The following is a 17699-nucleotide window of genomic DNA, read 5'->3' on the forward strand; positions in this document are numbered from 1 at the left end:
CGCGTGCGTCAGCGTCCGTAGGGCGGCAGGGGGCGCTCGGCGAGGTCGCGGATCCACTGCGGGGTCTCGTCACCCAGGCTCTCGTCCAGGCTCATGTGGAACTGCGCCGCCGCCCGCTGCACCTCGGGGTCGTGGAGCACGGCCGGCTGCTGTGGCTGCCGGCTCGGTGTCTCCGGTTCGGACCGGTCCACGGGGCACCTCTTCCTCGTCCTCGGGGACGTGCGGGACGACACCATCCTCCGGCGGTCCGGCGGTCCGGCGGTCCGACGGCCTGGCTCAACCCGACTTCCGTGAGCGCCCGGAGCAGCCGACGCTCGTCGCGGGTCGCGAGGTCGCTGCCGGCCAGGTGGCGCAGGACGGCGTAGCCGCGGAGCGCGTGGTCTCGGTTCGCGGAGAGCACCAGCCCCAGCGCCCGCTCGGCGCGGTGCCACCACGGCTCCCTCCGGTCCGCCCGGTCGCGCTGCCGGACGGTCGCGATGCCGACGGCCAGGGCGACGAGCGCCGCCGCCCCCGTGGCCACCGGCCCGAGCAGTGACAGCGCACCGAGCCAGCCCGTCTCCGTCATGCGGCCGACGCTAGGCCGACCGCGCCGGTCGCCGCGGCTCCCCGGCCTCGCGCCTGGGGACGACGCGCGTCTCCGCGGCTTGTGGAGGGCTCGGCGTCAGCCCAGCCCGGACGGCGCGACCTCGCGACTCTGCGCCCAACCCCGTACCACCTGACGGGCGAACCGGGATACACGCAAATGTGTCGCGGGATATTCGGCGCAATTCGGTCAACCTGCGACGAATGACCATCGATGCTTGCGTTGGTGCGCTCGATGGGTCTACGTTCGCAGTATTCGAAGTGGTGGCGGCCGGTGCGGGACGATGGGCGCCGACCTCCGAGACCGCCACCGAGAATGCCGTTCACCATCCATGGTTCCTCTGCATGCACCTCGGCCGCGAAATCGTCCATCCACGAATTCGAGAGGAAAGATCATGCAGGATCACCCGAAGATGTCGCCCGAACAGGTCGGGTCGTCGGGCGCGCTCGCAGGCGTGGTGCGTCACCTCGAGATCGACCCGATCAGCCGGGCGTCCTTCTCCGGCGATCCCCGGGGCTACCTTTCGAGGCTCGGGGTGCCGGATGTCCCGGTCCAACTCGGCGCGAGCCGGCTCTCGCTGTTCGACCTGCTCGAGTCGGTCGAGCGCGATGCGCGGGTCGCGGTCGCTCGGACCATCGCGGTCCGGGGGCGCGTCGACGAGTCGAACCCCGACCGCAGCCTTATCGTCCCGGTGGCGGCCGTCGCGCTCGTCGCTGCAGCCAGCCTCTACGTGGCTGCGAATGTCATCATCTACGCGAACCTGGCGGCCGGTGCCAACGCCGGGGCGATGGCCAACGTCCGGGGTCAGACGGGCTCATTGCCCGCATGCGCGCACCGAGTCGTCCTGAGCGGCGCGTACGTCGCCAGCCCGGTCGGCCAGCTCCTGAGCAGTCGTGGCTACAGCGCTGTGCGGCAGGCCGCGCTGCTCAAGACCCTGCTCGAGTCGTCCGACCCGGTGGAGGTGCACCACAGCAGCAGCTCCCATGCGCGGGTGACGTGGGCGGGTCATGAGCTCGAGCTCGAGCTCACGACGCGGGAGAGTGGGATCATCGAGGTCGGCGAAGGTCGCCTCATCGCCGAGGCGAACGCGTAGAGGGCCAGGATGAACTGGCCTGCTGTGATCCTTTCCATGACGGTACCCGCGGTTCTAGTCCTAGCGAATCCCGCATTGCGTGCGCTCGCTCCGAAACGGCCCAACATGTGGATCGGGTATCGCACGCGCCGAGCGATGCGGAATCAGGAGAACTGGTCGGCGGCGCAACTGATGAGCGCCAGGCTTCTCGGGCAGATCGGGATCGTGGTTGCCGGCTTGATGGCAGTGACGTTCCTCTTCCTCGCGCGAACCGGGAACCAGGACGAGGACACCTGGTACTCGGTGGGCCTGTGGGCCGGGATCGCGGTGGCGCCCGCTCTGTGCTGGGTCTTCTCCCGCGTCGAAGCGCACCTCAAGGCGCTGGAGCGTCGCAGGTCGTCCAGCGCGCAGGGAGGCGGAGGGGACCGATGGTGAACCCGCAGGGGCGAACGCTGACCTTCATCACGACGGATCAGTGCGGCGCCCGGTGTGCGCACTGCCTGATGGAGTCTGGCCCGGAGCGCGAGAGCACCCTCACGTACGAGTCCATGCGGAGACGCATGGACGACATCGCGTCAGGTGGAGACGTCCAGCTCGTGGTCTTCACCGGTGGGGAGTGCACCCGCCTCGGCGACGACCTGCTCGAGTCGATCGCCTACGCCAGCGCGAACGGACTGCTGACGCGGGTGGTCACCAACGTCGAGTGGGCGGTCGACGAGGTGTCGGCCGTGTCGATGATCCGTGACCTGCGCGAGGCAGGACTGCGAGAGATCAACTTCAGCTACGACGACTTCCACCGGGTGTGGGTCCCGGAGGCGAACCTGCTCAACGCGTGGCGCGCTGCGAAGGGCGTTGGATTCGGGTCGGTCGTCGTCGCTCTGGCGTCCGGGCCGCGATCACGTGTGACCGTGGAGTGGCTGCGAAGGTCCCTGGGCCATGACCTGCCGCTCGCGTACGACGAGACGCATCGCCGGCTCCCGCTCCCCGAGCCGTCGGCGGACGGGACGCGGTACCTGATCTCCAACAGCCGCCTGATCCGCGTCGGTCGTGGGCGAGGCCTGCGTCAGGGCTACATGACTCCCGAACCGGTGATCGGTGGAGCGCTGTTCCAACGGTGTCCGCCGGAGAACGCGGAGCCGGTCATCACCTCGGAGGGGAACGTCGCTGCCTGCTGCGGCATCTACCCGAACGGCAACGAGGTCCTGGATCTCGGGCCCGACGGCAGGCCGTCCGCGGCGCAGCGCACCATCCTGGCGGCGATTCGTCAGCTAGGCCCCGGGTACCTGCTCGGGCTCCTGAACCAGGCAGGCGTCCAGGTGCGCCACCGGAACTCGTACGTCTCGATCTGCGAGGTATGCGAGGACGTCACGAGAAACCCGACAGCGGTGGCCTATCTCGCGGAGAACCTCCCTCGGATCGAGCAGGATCTCCTCGCGGCTTCCGCGCTCGCCTCGGCCGCTCCCGAGGCTGAGTCATGAGGGTGCCCGGTCCGCGGAGCGCGACCGGCCTGCGCGCCGCGCTCGACAGCAGCGGTGCGACGGATCTGTTCGACTGCCTGCGTCCCGCACCTCCGCCTGACTACCTGCTCGGGTGCCTGCCGCGTCTCGGTCCCCCCGCCCAGGCGGTCGTGGAGCTCCTCGGGCTCGGCAGGTCCGTCCCGGTGGAGGCTCTCGGGTCCGCCGGCCTTGGTCGGCTCGTCGATGCCCTGGACGAGTTCGGGGTGCTGCGTGCACGCGGGGGTCTCGTGGATCTCGACGGCCTGAGCCTGTACCGCATCGCGGGGATGTGGATGTTCGCGGATTGTCCTCGTCCCTCACCCACGCTCTACTTCGGTGAGGACTCGCTCGCATTGGCTCGTCGGATCCCCGTGGTCACGTCCGGCCACGCTCTCGATCTGTGCGCAGGTCCGGGTGCCCAGGCCCTGGTCATGGCGGCACGGGGCTACTCAGTCCACGCGGTCGACGTCAACCCCGTGGCGAGCGAGCTGAACAGGACGAACGCTGTGCTCAACGGACTGACCTCGAGGATCGACCCGAGGACCGGCGACCTGTACCGCGTCCCCGGGCTGGACCACCGGTACGACCTGATCGTCGCCAACCCGCCGCTCCTGCCGATCCCGGCTGGCACGCCGTATCCGTTCGTCGGCGACGGCGGCACCACCGGCCTCGAGGTGGCCAAACGTGTGATCGCCGGCGCGAGGGACCGGTTGTCGGTCGGTGGGCAGGTCCTCCTGGTCTGCGCCGTCCGGGCCGATCTCCACGGCCCGACCGACCTACCCGTCATCGCCGAGTCCGCCGCTCGGGGTGGACTCGACATGATCGTCACGGTGGTCCAGGGGTACGCGGTCGCGTCGGACTCGACCTGGGTCCGAACGGTCGCGGCGACTTCCGCCGCCCACACCGGCGTCGATCGCGCAGATGACGGCACGGCGGCGGAGGACCTCGCCCGGAGGTACGAGCAGTCCGGCGTCAGGGAGATCGCGACCGTCCTGTTCAGGGGAAGCCCCGGCACTGGGCGTGTTGCGGTCCAGGACCTACGCGATCCGACGACGGATCCGCCGCAGCCGTGGCTCCTGTGACGAGCGGTCGACGCAACACGCGCGCGGAGGTCGCACCGGCACCGCTTGCACGGACCCTGGCGAGATCGATCGCGATGATCGCGCACATCTCGCCGGTTCGACTCGGCATCCTGGCCACGGTGTCGGTGATCCGGGGCGCCCTCCCCGCCGCCAACGTGGCCGCGCTCGCCGCCCTCGTCCAGTCGCTGACGTCGCTCGAGGACCCGGCTGACCTCAGCCCTGTGACGAGCGCAGCGATCGCCTTCGGAGCGATCCTGCTGGCCACCTTCGTCTGCGACCAGGCCGTCACCGGGGTCGACCTCGCCCTCCGCGCGGTAGCGGGTGAGCGGATCCGGACGATGTACGTGACCCGGTCGTCATCGCTCGACATCGACCAGTTCGAGTCGCCGGACACGCTGGACGTCATGCACCGCGCGGGAGCCGAGGGTGCTGATCGTGTGGTCGGCCTGATCGCCCACCTCATCGCCATGGTCGCGCACGTGATCACGATCGTGTCGGTGTCGGTGGTCCTCGTGCGGTGGGACGCAGCCGCAGCGGCGCTGCTCCTGATCGCGCCGTTCCCCGTCCTGGTGTTCTCCCTCAGGGTCGCCGAGGGGCACTTCCGGGTGGACCGAGCGCGTACGGCGCGGTTGAGGTCGGTCTCCTACTTCGAGAACCTGCTGCTCTCAGCCCGCACGATCCGTGAGGTCCGCCAGCTCGGGTTGACCGCAGGCCTGCTCCGGAACCACCGAGAGGCGCTCGTCAGGACCAGGGACGAGGACCTGCGGCACGTCGGCCGGCTGACCTACGGGGTCGGTGCCCTCGGGCTGCTCGGTCTGGGCTGCTACGGCGTCGCCATCGCGCGGGTGGTCGCCAACGCGGTGAGTTCGGGCGCGATCGGGCAGCTCACCGGGTGCCTCCAGGCGATGGGGGCTCTGCAACAGGCCGCCGGCGCGCTGGTCGGCGGATTCGCCTCCGTGCACGAGAGCCTGCTGTACGTCGCGAACTTCTTCGCGTACCTGAGGCTCCCATCCGATCGCGTCACAGGAGGAAACGCGCCCTGCCCCGGCACCGGCCCGATGCAGGTCGAGCTGAAGGGTGTCGGCTATCGCTACCCGTCGAGCACGAGCGCCGTGCTCGACGGGGTGGATCTCCGGATCGAACCAGGACGCCTCGTGGGCGTGGTCGGCCCCAACGGATCGGGTAAGACGACGCTGCTCAGGCTCATCGCGCGTCTGTGCGGCCCGGATCTCGGCGAGATCGTCGTCGACGGCGTACCCGTGCCGCGGCTCTCGATCGACTCGTACCGCCGGCGGGTGGCGTTCGTGTTCCAGGAGCCCGCTCGGTTCCAGGCGTCGCTCAGGGAGAACGTCATGGCGGGTCTGCGTGCGGAGGAGGTGCCCGACCGGGTGATCGAGGACGCGCTCCGACGGATCGGAGCCGATCCTGTCCAGCTGTGCCTGGCCGACGGGCTCGACAGCACGCTGGGCCGCGAGTTCGGCCGGGGAGTCGAACTGTCGTCCGGCCAGTGGCAACGAGTGGGAATCGCACGAGCGATCGTGCGGGACGCGGGCCTCGTCCTGATGGACGAGCCGACGTCCGCGCAGGACAACCTGAGCGCCAAAGAGGTCCTCCATCTCCTCCAGGAGATGCGCGGTGCGACCCGGGTCGTCGTCACGCACAGTCCCGTGATCGCGGCCGGGTGCGACGAGCTCGTGGTGCTCGACAACGGGAGGGTGGTCGAGTGCGGTCGATGGGCTGACCTCCACCGACGGGACGGGCTGCTCGCACGGCTGTTCGCGGAGTCGCGTCCCCCGGGCGGCGCGCCCGGGTGAGCCTAGCCCTCGACGGCCTCCGCCAGCGCCATCCACTTCTCCTCGACCTCGCCGACCTCGGCCTCGAGCGCCGCCTTGTCCGACCCCAGCGCGGTGAGCCCCACGTAGTCGGCCGGGTCGTGCTCGGCCATCTTCTTCTCCAGCGCCTCGATCTGGCCGGTCAGCTTGGAGATCCGCCGGTCGAGCGCGCCCAGCTCCTTCTTCGCCGCCCGCAGCTCGGCGCCGTCCAGCCCGGACGGCGCGACCTCGCCGCCGACCGCCCCCGACGACTCGGTCGGCGCCCCCGTCGCCACGGCGCCGCTCCCCGAGCGGGACCGCTCCAGCAGCCGCAGGTACTCGTCCACGCCGCCGGGCACGTGCCGGAAGTGCCCGTCCAGCACCGCGTACTGCTGGTCGGTGACCCGCTCCAGCAGGTACCGGTCGTGCGACACGACCAGCAGGGTGCCCGGCCAGGTGTCGAGCAGGTCCTCCATCGCGGCGAGCATGTCGGTGTCGAGGTCGTTCGACGGCTCGTCGAGCACCAGCACGTTCGGCTCGTCGAGGAGGATCAGCAGCAGCTGCAGCCGGCGGCGCTGCCCGCCGGACAGGTCCTTGACCGGCGTCTGGAGCTGGACCGCCGTGAAGCCGAGCCGCTCCAGCAGCTGGCCCGGGGTCATCTCCTTGCCGCCGGCCACGTAGGACGTCCGGTACCGGGCGATGACGTCGTTGACCCGGGTGTCGGCGATGTCGGCGAGCTCGGCCAGCTCCTGCGTGAGCGTGGCGACGCGGATGGTCGTGCCGCGCTTGACCCGGCCCGTCGTCGGCGCGACCGCGCCCGTGACCAGGCCGAGCAGTGTCGACTTGCCCGCGCCGTTGACGCCGAGCACGCCGGTGCGCTCGCCCGGGGCGATCCGCCAGGTCACGTCGCGCAGCACCTCGTGATCGCCGTAGGACACCGAGACGTCCTCGAGGTCCACGACGTCCTTGCCGAGCCGCGCGGTCGCCATCTGCGACAGCTCGACGGAGTTGCGCGGCGGCGGCACGTCCTCGATGAGCTGGTTCGCCGCCTCGATGCGGAACTTCGGCTTGGAGGTGCGGGCCGGCGCGCCGCGGCGCAGCCAGGCGAGCTCCTTGCGCATGAGGTTCTGCCGCTTGGCCTCGGTGGCGGCGGCCATCCGGTCCCGCTCGACGCGCTGCAGCACGTACGCGGCGTACCCGCCCTCGAACGGCTCGACGATCCCGTCGTGCACCTCCCAGGTGGCGGTGCAGACCTCGTCGAGGAACCAGCGGTCGTGGGTGACGACCAGCAGGCCGCCCGCGTTCGACGACCAGCGGCGGTTCAGGTGCCGCGCGAGCCAGGTGACCGCCTCGACGTCGAGGTGGTTGGTGGGCTCGTCGAGCATGAGCACGTCGTCGTCGCCGGCCAGCAGCGCGGCCAGGGCGACCCGGCGCCGCTGGCCGCCGGAGAGGTCGCCGACGAGCTTGTCCCACGGCAGGTCGCCCACCAGGCCAGAGACGACGTCGCGGACCTTGGGGTCGCCGGCCCACTCGTGCTCGGCGCGGTCGCCGACCACCGCCTGCCCGACGGTCAGGGCCGGGTCCAGGGTGTCGGTCTGGTCGAGCACGCCGATCCGCACCCCGCCGCGCACGGTCACGCGGCCGGAGTCCGGGGTCAGCCGGCCGGCCAGCAGCGCGAGCAGCGAGGACTTGCCGTCGCCGTTGCGGCCGACGATCCCCACCCGGTCGCCCTCGTTGAGGCCCACGGTCACCGAGTCGAAGACGTTCTTGGTCGGGAAGGACAGGTGCAGCGCTTCGCCGCCGAGCAGGTGGGCCATCGGACAAGCGTAGGGCGCGCGCGGCGTCGCCCCCGCGCCACAGCCGCCGTCGCGACCCCGCCGGGACCGCCGCCGCGACCGCGCCGCGACCCCCCGTCGTCAAACCGGTTGTCCCCATCGTCAAACCGCTTTTACGCTCGTCAGGACGTGCTGCACGAGGAGGTGAGCATGAGCCGACCGACGATCTCGGACGTCGCGCGGGCCGCCGGCGTGACCAAGGCGACGGTGTCCCACGCGTACAGCGGGCACCGCCCCATCTCGGCGGCGACGAAGGCCCGGGTGTTCGCCGCCGCGGAGGAGCTGCGCTGGGTGCCGAGCAGCAGCGCCCGCGCGCTCGCCGCGCGGCGGGCCAACGCGGTCGGCGTCGTGCTGCGCCGGGACCCCGCGATCCTCGCCTCCGACACGTTCTTCCCCGCGTTCATCGCGGGCGTGGAGCAGACCCTCGCCGAGCGCGAGGTCGCCCTGGTGCTCCAGGTGGTCGGCAGCCGCGGGGCGGAGGAGCGGGCCTACCAGGCGATGGCCGCGGGCCGGGCGGACGGCGTGATCGCGCTCGACCTGCACCGGGACGACTGGCGGGTGCCGTTCCTCGCCGGCCTCGGCCTGCCGGCCGTGCTGCTCGGGGCGTACGACGGCCCGACCCGGCTGTCTTGCGTCCGCACCGACGACGCGGCCCCGGTGGCGGAGCTGGTGGCGCACCTGCGGGCGCGCGGCCACACCCGGATCGCGCACGTGGCGGGCCCGCTCGGGTACGTGCACTCCTACGCCCGGGCCCGCGCGTTCGTGCGGGCCGTGGGGTCCCGCGAGCTCGTCCGCGAGGGCGACTTCACCGCGGGCAGCGGCCGGGCGCACACGGCGGAGCTGCTCGCGCTCCGCGACCGGCCGACGGCGATCCTCTACGCGAACGACACGATGGCGATCGCCGGGATGTCGTACGCGCAGAGCCGCGGCGTGCGGGTGCCGGACGAGCTCGCCGTCGCCGGCTTCGACGACGACCACCTGTCCGCGCACCTCAGCCCGCCGCTCACCAGCGTGTCGACCGACCCCGCCCGCCGCGGCCGGGTCGCCACCACGCGCCTGCTGGCCGACCTGGCCGGCGACGGGCCCCGGTCCGTCACGGTCGACTGCACCGTCCTGCAGCTGCGCGGGAGCACCGACGCCCCCGCACCCACGCACCACGCCCCCGACGCTCGATGAGGAGCCCGAAGATGAGGTCCATCCGCACCGCCGCCCTGCTGGGCGCCGTCGCCCTCGCCACCACCGCCTGCTCCGGAGGATCGGACGGCGACGACGGCGGGTCCGGCGACACCGCCGCCACCGGCCCGATCACCGTCTGGCTGTCGAACAACGAGCAGGAGGTCGGCTGGGGCCAGGACGTCGTGGACGCCTGGAACGCCGACCACCCCGACGAGCAGGTCACGGCCCAGGAGATCCCGGCCGGCTCGTCGTCGGAGGAGGCCATCACGGCCGCCATCACCGCCGGCACCGCGCCGTGCCTGGTCTACAACATCTCCAGCGCCGCCGTCCCGGGCTGGGTCCGGCAGGGCGGCCTGGTCGACCTGGCGACGTTCGACGACGGCGCCGACTACATCTCCGCCCGCGGCGGCGACGGCGTGTCCGCCTACGAGACCGACGGCGGCTCCTACCAGCTGCCGTGGAAGTCGAACCCCGTCATGGTCATGTACAACAAGGCGCTGTTCGCCCAGGCGGGTCTGGACCCGGAGGACCCGGGCATGGCGACGTTCGACGACTTCCTCGCCGGCGCGCAGCAGATCGTCGACTCCGGGGCGGCGCCGAGCGCGATCTGGCCCTCGCCGACCAACGACTTCTACCAGCCGTGGTTCGACTTCTACCCGGTGTACCTGGCCGAGACCGACGGCACCGCGCTGGTCGAGGACGGCAAGGCGACGTTCGACGACGAGTCGGGCAAGGCCGTCGCCGACTTCTGGGCGTCGATCTACGCGGACGGCCTGGCGCCGCAGGAGGCGGCGACCGACGACGCGATGGTCTCCGGGCAGACCGCGATGCAGCTGGCCGGCCCGTGGGCGATCGCGTCCTACAAGGACAGCGTCGACGTCGGCTTCATGCCGGTGCCGACGTCGGACGGGCGCGAGGACGTGACGACGTTCGCGGACTCCAAGAACGTCTCGATGTTCACGTCCTGCGAGAACCAGGGCACCGCGTGGGAGTTCCTCAAGTACTCGACGAGCGAGGAGAACGACGGAGCGCTGCTCGAGGCCTCCGGCCAGATGCCGCTGCGCCAGGACCTCGCGGCGACGTACCCCGACTACTTCGCGGCGCACCCGGAGTACGAGGTGTTCGCGGACCAGGCGGCCCGCACCGGCGACGTGCCGAGCATCCCGAACTCGATCGAGGCCTGGCAGGCGTTCCGCGAGGCGTACACCTCCGCGGTGATCTTCCGGAGCACGTCGGTCGAGGACTTCCTCAGCTCGGCGGCCGCCAAGATCGACGACCTGGTGCAGGGCTGAGATGACCACCGTGACGGCGGGCGCGGCGCCGGGGACGGGTCCGGGCACCGGCGCCGCCCCGGCCCCCGCGCCGCGTCGCCGCGGCCGGCGGCGGTGGTGGGGCGGGCAGCCGCTCGGCACGCTGTTCGCCGCGCCCTACCTGGTGTTCGTGCTCGTCGTGTTCGCCTACCCGCTCGGGTTCTCGGCGTACATGGCGTTCCACGACTACTTCTTCACCGCGCCGGGCGTCGAGGTGCCGAAGCCGTTCGTCGGGTTCGACAACTTCGCCACGGTGCTCACCGACCCGCAGGTGCTCGCGTCGTTCCGGAACACCGCGGTGTTCCTCGTGATCAACGTGCCGCTGACCGTCGGTCTCGCGCTCGTGCTGGCGTCCGCGCTGAACGCGGGGGTGCGGTGGGCGGCGGCGTACCGGGTGGCGTACTACGTGCCGTACCTGACCGCGAGCGTGTCGCTGGTCGGCGTGTGGATGCTGCTGTTCTCGTCGAACGGCCTGGTGAACGCGGTGCTCGGGCCGCTGGCGCCCGACCCGTCCTGGCTCGCGAACAAGGCGCTCGCCATGCCGACGATCGCCCTGTACGTCACGTGGAAGCAGCTCGGGTTCTACGTGCTGCTCTACCTCGCGGCCCTGCAGAACGTGCCGCGGGAGCTGTACGAGTCGGCCGAGACCGACGGCGCCGGCGGGGTGCAGCGGTTCCTCAACGTGACGGTGCCCGGCGTGCGGGCGGCGACCACGCTCGTGCTGGTCCTGGCGATCATCACCGGCACCAACCTGTTCACGGAGCCGTACCTGCTCACCGGCGGCGGCGGCCCCGACGGGGCGTCGGTCACGCCCGTGCTGCTCATCTACCAGCGCGGCATCCAGCAGCAGAACCCCGACGTCGCGGCGGCCATCGGCATGGTGCTCGTGATCGTCGTCGGCCTGCTGTCCCTGGCCGCGCAGCGACTGAACCGGGAGCGGTGACATGCGACGACGACGTGGTGGCGCCGTGGCGCGCCAGGTGCTCCTGGCGGCGGCCGCGCTGGTGTTCGCCTTCCCCTTCTACTTCATGGTGGTCGGGGCGTTCCAGGAGAGCCCGACCAACACCCCGGACCGGCTGGTGCCGACCTCCGGGTGGACGACGCAGAACTTCGCGCAGATCGACGCGCGGATCGACCTGGCCGGGTCCCTGGTCAACTCGCTGGTCTTCACGGCAGGCGTGCTGCTCGGCACCGTGGTGCTCGGCACGCTCGCCGGGTACGCGGTGGCGCGGCTGCAGTTCCCCGGCCGGCGGCTCACCTGGGTGCTCATGCTGCTGGTGCAGATGGTGCCGTTCCAGCTGCTGATGATCCCGCTGTACGTGCAGATCACCCGCGGCTACGGCCTCGGCGACACGTACCTCGGCATGATCCTGCCGTTCGCGATCAACACGACGGCCGTGTTCATCTTCGCCCAGTTCTTCCGGGCGCTGCCCCGGGAGATGTTCGAGGCGGCCCGGATCGACGGCGCGGGCGAGCTGCGCATCCTGCGGTCCATCGCGCTGCCGCTCGTGAAGCCCGCGCTCGCGACGGTCGTGCTCGTGACGTTCATCGGGCCGTGGAACGAGTTCCTCTGGCCGTTCCTCATCACCAAGGACGCGTCCCTGCAGCCGCTCGCGGTGTCCCTGGCGAACTACATCACCAACGTGTCGCAGACCGCGGCCAACCCCAACGGCGCGATCCTCGCCGGCGCCTGCGCGCTCGCGTTCCCGGTCGTCGCCCTGTTCTGCCTGTTCCAGCGGTACTTCCGCACCACCGACCTCGGCTCCGCCGTGAAGGGCTGACCCATGACCGCGACCACCCTGTTCACCGGCGCGACGTTCCCGCTCGGGCCGTTCGTGCCGTACGAGGGCAACCCGATCCTGCGGCCCCGCGGCGGGTCCTGGGAGTCGGCCAACCTCTACAACCCCGCGGCGCTGGTCGTGGACGACGAGGTGCTGCTGCTCTACCGCGCGCACGCCGAGGACATCGTGTCCCACATCGGCCTGGCCCGGAGCCGCGACGGCTACCACTTCGAGCGCGAGGCCGAGCCGATCCTGTCCCCGGAGGAGGACTACGAGGAGTTCGGCTGCGAGGACCCCCGGATCGCGTACGTCGAGGGCACGTACTACCTGACCTACACCGGCTGGGACCGGAAGGCCGCGCGGCTGTGCCTCGCCACGTCGACCGACCTGCGGACCTGGACCCGGCACGGGCCGCTGTTCCCGGGCTTCGACACGTTCGCCACCGTCGACCCGCGGGGCCACGAGTGGTCCAAGGCGGGCGTGATCGTGCCGGTGCGGATGCAGGGCCGGTGGTGGATGTACTTCGGCGAGGGCGGGATCTACTGGGCGACCAGCGACGACCTGGTCCACTGGACACCGGGCACGCCCGACACCGAGCCGATGTACGCCCCGACGCCGGGCTCGTTCGACGCCGACCTCGTGGAGATCGGCACCTCGCCGGTGCTCACCGACAACGGGCTGCTGGTCATGCTCACCAACGGCGCCACCCGCACCGTGCACGACGACGGCACCGTCGACGTCGACTACCGGTGCGGCCAGATCGCGATCGACCCCGACGAGCCGACCCGGGTGCTCGCCCGGCTGCAGGAGCCGTGGCTGCGGCCGCAGACGTTCGAGGACCTGAACGGGCTGGTGTCCAACGTGACGTTCGTCGAGGGGCTCGTGCGGTTCGACGGGAAGTGGTTCGCCTACTACGGGCAGTCCGACACGACGCTCGCGGTGGCCGTGCACGACCCGGCCCGGCCGTGGGGCGCCTCGCTCCGCGGCTGACCCGCCCGCACCACCCACCAGGGAGACCTCCCGGGCCGGGGCACCCGGTGGACCCGGTGGTCACGGCCCGGGGTCGGGGCCGGGGTCGGGCTACGGTGGCACCCGTGCAGCCGCTCGACCGCGACCCCGGCACGGCCGACGTCCCCGACGCGACCCGCCCCGACCTGACCAGCCCCGACGACCGCGACGGCCCGGTCGTCGACCCGCTCGCGGACCCCGACGCCCCGGGCTGGGGCCGGCCGCCGATCACCGCGGAGCAGCGCCGGTACGACGTCCTGCTGGCGGTGGGTCTGCTGATCGGCGGCATCCTCAGCCTGGCGCTCGGGCGCACGGCGGGCATGTACGACGAGCCCGCCGAGGGCTGGGTCGCCGTGCTGTGCGTGCTCGCGGTGACCGCGCCGCTCGCCTGGCGCCGGCAGCGGCCGGCGGTGGTGGCGGTCGTGGTCGCGGCGGCGTTCGTCGCGGTCGGCGAGCTGCGCGTCCCGGAGACGCTGTTCGCCAACATCGCGCTGTTCATGGCGCTCTACTCGGTCGGCGCGTGGGACCGGCACCGGGCGCGGGCGTTCTGGACGCGGGCGGGGATCGTCGTCGCGATGTTCGTCTGGCTGCTCATCGCGATGTTCCAGGCGGTCACCGACCCCGAGGGCATCGAGGGCTTCTCCAACGCCGGGGCCTTCTCGCCGCTGGTGGCGTACCTGCTGATCCAGCTGCTCACCAACATCCTGTACTTCGCCGGCGCCTGGTGGTTCGGCGACCACGCGTGGAACGCGGCCCGGGAGCGCGCGCGGACCGAGTACCGCGGCCGGCTGCTGGTCGGCGAGCGCCGCCGGGTCGAGGAGCAGGCCGTCGCGATCGAGCGGCTGCGCCTGGCGCGCGAGCTGCACGACGCGGTGGCGCACCACGTGTCGATGATGGGGGTGCAGGCCGCCGCCGCGCGCATGGTGCAGGAGTCCGACCCCCGGCAGGCCGCGGCCGCGCTGGAGCAGGTCGAGGACTCCGCCCGCGAGGCCGTCGACGAGCTGCACGGGCTGCTCAGCACCCTGCGCGAGTCCGGGACCGAGGCGCACGCGGCGTCCGCGGTGGGCTCGCTGTCCGTCGAGCGGCTGCCCGAGCTGGTGCAGCAGGCCGCGGACACCGGGCTGACCGCGGAGTTCCAGGTGGTCGGCGAGCCCGTGCGGGTGCCGCCGCTGACCTCCCTCAACCTGTACCGGATCTGCCAGGAGGCGCTGACCAACGTGCGCAAGCACGCCGGGAGCGGCGCCCGGGTGGACGTCCGGCTGCGGTACGAGCCCGACGCGGTCGAGCTCGAGGTCACCGACGACGGCACCGGCGCGCGCCGGGTCGCGCGGCGCGGGACGTCCGGCGGGCTCGGCCTGGTCGGCATGCGGGAACGGGTCGCCGCCGACGGCGGCACGCTGGAGACCGGCGCGCGGGGGCGCGGCGGCTACCTGGTCCGGGCGCGGGTGCCGCTCGGGCCGCGGACGGGAGGAGCACGATGACCGGGGCCGACGCGGTGCGGTTCGACGAGGCGACGGAGGCCGACGCCCCGGACCGGGGCTTCGGCCCGGACCGGCCGGTGCGCGTGGTCCTCGCGGACGACCAGGCGCTGCTGCGCGCCGGGCTCGCCACGATCCTCGGCGCGCAGCCCGACCTGGAGGTCGTCGGGCAGGCCGGCGACGGGGCCGAGGCGGTCGAGCTGGCGCGCGCGCTGCGGCCGGACGTCGTGTGCATGGACGTGCAGATGCCGGGCGTCGACGGGCTGGAGGCCACCCGCCGGATCACCGCGGACCCCGACATCACGGCGGGCGTCCTGGTGCTGACGACGTTCAACCGGGACGACTACCTCCTGGAGTCCCTGCAGGCGGGCGCGGCCGGGTTCCTGCTGAAGAACTCCCGGCCCGAGCAGCTCGCCGACGCGGTGCGCGCCGTCGCCGCGGGGGACGCGCTGCTGTCGCCCGAGGTCACCCGGGCCGTCATCGCCCGCGCGGTCGTCGGCGGCGGCTCCACCTCCGGGGGGAGGCCCGCGGGCGCGGCGCGCGGGGCCGGCGACCCCTCCGCCACGGGGCTGACGGAGCGCGAGCTGGAGGTGCTGCGCCTGGTCGCGCGCGGCCTCAGCAACGACGAGATCGCCGCCGAGCTCGTGCTGGGCCGGGCCACCGTCAAGACCCACGTGTCCAACGTGCTCACCAAGCTCGGCCTGCGGGACCGGGTCCAGGCCGTCGTCTACGCGTTCGAGAACGGGCTCACGGACTGACGCCCTCCGCCCCGGGACGGAGGCCCGGCCGGGCGGCAAGTTCCGCCCGGCGGCCGAGGTGCCGCGGCGGGGCCACCTCCTAGCGTTGACCCCGGTCGGACGGACAGTCCGCGACGGTCAGGAACGGGAGACGACATGCTGCAGCTCGACGGGATCCACCGGTCCTTCGGGGACCGGCTGGTGCTCGACGACGTCGGCTTCTCGGTGGAGCGGGGCAAGCTCACCGGGTTCGTCGGCGGGAACGGCGCCGGCAAGACGACGACGATGCGGATCATCCTCGGGGTGCTCACGCCGGACTCCGGCACGATCACCCTCGACGGCAGCCCGCTGGGTGACGACCGCCGCCGGGCGTTCGGCTACATGCCCGAGGAGCGCGGCCTCTACCCCAAGATGCACGTGCTGGAGCAGATCACCTACCTCGCACGGCTGCACGGCTACGAGCGCCGCACCGCGACCGAGAAGGCCCGCGAGCTGCTCGAGAAGCTCGGCCTCGGCGAGCGGCTGACCGACCCCGTCGACGACCTGTCGCTCGGCAACCAGCAGCGCGCGCAGATCGCCGCCGCGCTCGTGCACGAGCCCGAGGTGCTGGTCCTCGACGAGCCGTTCTCCGGCCTCGACCCGATGGCCGTCGACCTGGTGCTCGGCGTCCTGCAGGAGTACGCGTCCCGCGGCGTGCCGGTGCTGTTCTCCTCCCACCAGCTCGACGTGGTCGAGCGGCTGTGCGACGACGTGGTCGTCATCGCCGGCGGCAAGATCCGCGCGGCGGGGGAGAAGGAGGCGCTCCGCGCCCAGCACGCCGCCCCCCGCTACGAGATCACCTCCGGCGGCGACATGGGCTGGCTCCGCACCGAGCCGGGCGTCCGGGTCCTCGAGTTCGACGGCGGCTACGCGCTGTTCGAGTCCGACGCGCCCACCGCCCAGCGGGTCCTGCGCGTCGCCCTCGACGCCGCCCCCGTGCAGCAGTTCAGCCCGGTGCGCCCGCGGCTCGCGGAGATCTTCCGCGACATCGTCCGCGACGAGGAGCGTCACGACGACGTGCCCGCCACCACGAAGACGAAGGAGACGGTCCGATGAGCGGGCGCATCCCGATGGTCTCGAACACCCCGTCGTCCGGCCCCGCGCCGGGCGGCCGGCCCGCGGCCCCGGGCACCGCGGCGGCGACCCTCATGGTCGCCGAGCGCGAGATCACCACCCAGGTCCGCAGCAAGTCGTTCCTCATCTCGACCGCGGTGCTGCTCGTGCTGGTCCTCGGCGGCATCATCCTCACCTCGGTCCTGGGCGACCGGCTCGGCGGCGGCGACACCAAGGTCGCGGTCGTCCCGGAGACCGCCGCGGTCATCGAGGGCGTCGACGGGCTGGAGGCGGTGGACGCCGCCGACCCCGATGCGGCGCGCGCGCTGGTGGAGTCCGAGGAGGTCTCCGCCGCGGTGCTGCCCGACGACGACGCGGACAACCTGCTCGGCGTCGTGGTCGTCGGCCTCGACTCCGCCCCGGACGGCGTCATCAGCGCGCTGGCGGTGACCCCGCCGGTCGAGCTGCTCGACGAGTCCGGCACCTCCGACGGCTTGCGCTACGTGGTGTCGTTCGTGTTCGGCATCGCGTTCTTCATGGCGGCGATGACCTTCGGCAGCACCATCGCGCAGAACACCGTGCAGGAGAAGCAGTCCCGCATCGTCGAGATCCTGCTGTCGACCGTCCCGCCGCGGGCGCTGCTCGGCGGCAAGATCCTCGGCAACACGGTGCTCGCGGTCGGCCAGATCGCCGCGATCGCCGCCGTGGCCGTCGTCGGCCTGGTCGTCACCGGCCAGGACAGCCTGCTCGGGATGATCGGCGCACCGGTCGCCTGGTTCGTGCTGTTCTTCCTCGTCGGGTTCGTGCTGCTGGCCGCGCTGTTCGCGTCCGCCGCCTCGCTGGTCTCCCGCGTCGAGGACACCGGCCCGGTGCTCACCCCGGTGATGATGCTCGTGATGATCCCGTACTTCGGCGTCATCTTCTTCAACGACAACAGCCTGGTGCTGACGATCATGTCGTACGTGCCGTTCAGCGCCCCGGTCGGGATGCCGGTGCGGCTGTTCCTCGGCGAGGCGTCCTGGTGGGAGCCGCTGGTCTCGCTGGTGATCCTCGCGGGCACCGCGGTGCTGGTCACCGGCATCGGCGCCCGGATCTACGCCCGCTCGGTGCTCCGCACCGGCCGCCGGGTCAAGCTCTCCGAGGCGCTGACCAAGGCGGCCTGACCGACCCGGCTCGGCGCCCGACGCGCGCGGCACCCGCAGGGGGGTGCCGCGCGCGTCGTCGCGTCCGGGTGGCGG

16 protein-coding genes are annotated in these 17699 nt (G+C 72.3%); 14 read left to right on the forward strand and 2 right to left on the reverse strand.

From position 1 onward, the window contains the following. Positions 1 to 8 precede the first annotated feature (8 nt). Positions 9 to 140: a hypothetical protein gene (locus G6556_RS19900; RefSeq protein WP_277344716.1), complete on the reverse strand. Its 132-nt coding sequence runs from the start codon at positions 138 to 140 to the stop codon at positions 9 to 11. 837 nt (positions 141 to 977) lie between these two features. Between G6556_RS19900 and G6556_RS08385 the strand changes: the two genes are divergently transcribed. From G6556_RS08385 to G6556_RS08405, 5 genes are all read left to right on the forward strand, one after another. Further along, a complete protein-coding gene (locus tag G6556_RS08385; RefSeq protein ID WP_166940324.1) occupies positions 978 to 1676 on the forward strand; it encodes a hypothetical protein in 699 nt (232 codons plus the stop codon). Between the two features lie 9 nt (positions 1677 to 1685). Further along, entirely contained in the window at positions 1686 to 2090 is a 405-nt protein-coding gene (locus tag G6556_RS08390) for an SdpI family protein (protein ID WP_166940325.1), read from the forward strand. After that, a complete protein-coding gene (locus G6556_RS08395) occupies positions 2084 to 3133 on the forward strand; it encodes a radical SAM protein (RefSeq protein ID WP_346774790.1) in 1050 nt (349 codons plus the stop codon). The genes G6556_RS08390 and G6556_RS08395 overlap by 7 nt, the downstream gene beginning before the upstream one ends. Beyond that, the gene (locus tag G6556_RS08400) at positions 3130 to 4233 is read left to right on the forward strand and encodes a class I SAM-dependent methyltransferase (protein WP_166940327.1); all 1104 of its coding nucleotides are present in this window, start codon (positions 3130 to 3132) and stop codon (positions 4231 to 4233) included. The genes G6556_RS08395 and G6556_RS08400 overlap by 4 nt, the downstream gene beginning before the upstream one ends. Before the next feature lie 74 nt (positions 4234 to 4307). Further along, complete coding sequence (locus G6556_RS08405) at positions 4308 to 6047, forward strand: ABC transporter ATP-binding protein (protein ID WP_166940328.1); 1740 nt, start codon at positions 4308 to 4310, stop codon at positions 6045 to 6047. A gap of 2 nt (positions 6048 to 6049) precedes the next feature. On the opposite strand, the gene G6556_RS08410 is transcribed toward G6556_RS08405, so the two are convergent. After that, complete coding sequence (locus G6556_RS08410; protein WP_166940329.1) at positions 6050 to 7861, reverse strand: ABC-F family ATP-binding cassette domain-containing protein; 1812 nt, start codon at positions 7859 to 7861, stop codon at positions 6050 to 6052. A gap of 168 nt (positions 7862 to 8029) precedes the next feature. Here G6556_RS08410 and G6556_RS08415 point away from each other — a divergent pair, with 168 nt between their 5' ends. From G6556_RS08415 to G6556_RS08455, 9 genes are all read left to right on the forward strand, one after another. Then, positions 8030 to 9055, forward strand: a complete 1026-nt coding sequence (locus tag G6556_RS08415; RefSeq protein ID WP_166940330.1) for a LacI family DNA-binding transcriptional regulator — start codon at positions 8030 to 8032, stop codon at positions 9053 to 9055. An 11-nt stretch (positions 9056 to 9066) separates the two neighbouring features. Beyond that, complete coding sequence (locus G6556_RS08420) at positions 9067 to 10347, forward strand: extracellular solute-binding protein (protein ID WP_166940331.1); 1281 nt, start codon at positions 9067 to 9069, stop codon at positions 10345 to 10347. Position 10348: 1 nt separating this feature from the next. Continuing rightward, positions 10349 to 11308, forward strand: coding sequence for a sugar ABC transporter permease (locus G6556_RS08425; protein ID WP_166940332.1), 960 nt, complete (start codon positions 10349 to 10351; stop codon positions 11306 to 11308). A gap of 1 nt (position 11309) precedes the next feature. Beyond that, positions 11310 to 12146 carry a carbohydrate ABC transporter permease gene (locus tag G6556_RS08430; protein ID WP_166940333.1) on the forward strand — a complete coding sequence of 279 codons (837 nt, stop codon included), beginning with the start codon at positions 11310 to 11312 and terminating at the stop codon, positions 12144 to 12146. A gap of 3 nt (positions 12147 to 12149) precedes the next feature. Further along, positions 12150 to 13136: a glycoside hydrolase family 130 protein gene (locus G6556_RS08435; RefSeq protein ID WP_166940334.1), complete on the forward strand. Its 987-nt coding sequence runs from the start codon at positions 12150 to 12152 to the stop codon at positions 13134 to 13136. 104 nt (positions 13137 to 13240) lie between these two features. Then, positions 13241 to 14635, forward strand: a complete 1395-nt coding sequence (locus G6556_RS08440; RefSeq protein ID WP_346774792.1) for a histidine kinase — start codon at positions 13241 to 13243, stop codon at positions 14633 to 14635. Then, positions 14632 to 15390, forward strand: coding sequence for a response regulator transcription factor (locus tag G6556_RS08445; protein ID WP_166940335.1), 759 nt, complete (start codon positions 14632 to 14634; stop codon positions 15388 to 15390). The genes G6556_RS08440 and G6556_RS08445 overlap by 4 nt, the downstream gene beginning before the upstream one ends. Before the next feature lie 135 nt (positions 15391 to 15525). Continuing rightward, positions 15526 to 16464, forward strand: a complete 939-nt coding sequence (locus tag G6556_RS08450; RefSeq protein WP_166940336.1) for an ATP-binding cassette domain-containing protein — start codon at positions 15526 to 15528, stop codon at positions 16462 to 16464. Further along, positions 16461 to 17624 (forward strand): ABC transporter permease, encoded by a 1164-nt coding sequence (locus G6556_RS08455; RefSeq protein WP_346774793.1) that lies wholly within the window; start codon positions 16461 to 16463, stop codon positions 17622 to 17624. Before G6556_RS08450 ends, G6556_RS08455 begins: the two co-directional genes overlap by 4 nt. The last annotated feature ends 75 nt before the right edge of the window (positions 17625 to 17699 follow it).

Origin of the sequence: Cellulomonas sp. IC4_254 (assembly GCF_011603975.1) — a bacterium.
In the GTDB taxonomy this organism is placed as follows: domain Bacteria; phylum Actinomycetota; class Actinomycetes; order Actinomycetales; family Cellulomonadaceae; genus Cellulomonas.

Coding starts and splice junctions, on each gene's coding strand:
- G6556_RS08385 (WP_166940324.1), top strand. CDS start 978: ATGCAGGATCACCCGAAGATGTCGCCCGAACAGGTCGGGTCGTCGGGC.
- G6556_RS08390 (WP_166940325.1), top strand. CDS start 1,686: ATGAACTGGCCTGCTGTGATCCTTTCCATGACGGTACCCGCGGTTCTA.
- G6556_RS08395 (WP_346774790.1), top strand. CDS start 2,084: ATGGTGAACCCGCAGGGGCGAACGCTGACCTTCATCACGACGGATCAG.
- G6556_RS08400 (WP_166940327.1), top strand. CDS start 3,130: ATGAGGGTGCCCGGTCCGCGGAGCGCGACCGGCCTGCGCGCCGCGCTC.
- G6556_RS08405 (WP_166940328.1), top strand. CDS start 4,308: ATGATCGCGCACATCTCGCCGGTTCGACTCGGCATCCTGGCCACGGTG.
- G6556_RS08410 (WP_166940329.1), bottom strand. CDS start 7,861: ATGGCCCACCTGCTCGGCGGCGAAGCGCTGCACCTGTCCTTCCCGACC.
- G6556_RS08415 (WP_166940330.1), top strand. CDS start 8,030: ATGAGCCGACCGACGATCTCGGACGTCGCGCGGGCCGCCGGCGTGACC.
- G6556_RS08420 (WP_166940331.1), top strand. CDS start 9,067: ATGAGGTCCATCCGCACCGCCGCCCTGCTGGGCGCCGTCGCCCTCGCC.
- G6556_RS08425 (WP_166940332.1), top strand. CDS start 10,349: ATGACCACCGTGACGGCGGGCGCGGCGCCGGGGACGGGTCCGGGCACC.
- G6556_RS08430 (WP_166940333.1), top strand. CDS start 11,310: ATGCGACGACGACGTGGTGGCGCCGTGGCGCGCCAGGTGCTCCTGGCG.
- G6556_RS08435 (WP_166940334.1), top strand. CDS start 12,150: ATGACCGCGACCACCCTGTTCACCGGCGCGACGTTCCCGCTCGGGCCG.
- G6556_RS08445 (WP_166940335.1), top strand. CDS start 14,632: ATGACCGGGGCCGACGCGGTGCGGTTCGACGAGGCGACGGAGGCCGAC.
- G6556_RS08450 (WP_166940336.1), top strand. CDS start 15,526: ATGCTGCAGCTCGACGGGATCCACCGGTCCTTCGGGGACCGGCTGGTG.
- G6556_RS08455 (WP_346774793.1), top strand. CDS start 16,461: ATGAGCGGGCGCATCCCGATGGTCTCGAACACCCCGTCGTCCGGCCCC.